General features: G+C 47.4%; 1 pseudogene. It reads left to right on the top strand.

Going from position 1 to position 466, the window contains the following annotated elements:
- Positions 1-86: 86 nt before the first annotated feature.
- A pseudogene (locus HMPREF3277_RS09750) lies at positions 87-197 on the top strand (23S rRNA (pseudouridine(1915)-N(3))-methyltransferase RlmH); the annotation flags it as partial.
- Positions 198-466 lie beyond the last annotated feature (269 nt).

Here is a 466-nt window from a genome sequence, read left to right as displayed (position 1 = left end):
TACTGTCCTATTTTGATTTTAATTGACTATACAAAACGAAGGTCGTCTGAAACCTTTCAGACGACCCCATCCGACCAAGGAAACCCATGAACATCACCGTCCTCACCCTCCCGCACGGTATGGTGCGCGTCCTGCTGACCGAACAGCTCTACCGCGCCGTCTCCATCCTCCACAACCATCCCTATCACCGCGAATAACAAAAGCCGTACCCGCAGGCAGGCTTCGTGTGTCCACCGCATAAATCGGGCGCAAGCGTATCTGTTGCGAATTCAATACATAAAGAAATAGTAAACTAGGAAATATTCAGATATTGTTTGAATGCCCGCCATAAGGACGATAAGATACCGACCTCATTTTATAAGGGATTGATTCAGAAACAGTTCGGGCTTGCCGCAGGCAACTTCGCCGTATGGTTTTGAAGTGCGAAAGCTTCAATCCCCATTTTGATACCACACAACGATAAAGA

The organism is Neisseria sp. HMSC70E02, from assembly GCF_001838645.1.
Lineage (GTDB): Bacteria > Pseudomonadota > Gammaproteobacteria > Burkholderiales > Neisseriaceae > Neisseria > Neisseria macacae.
This window is presented reverse-complemented; position numbering and strand designations above follow the sequence as displayed.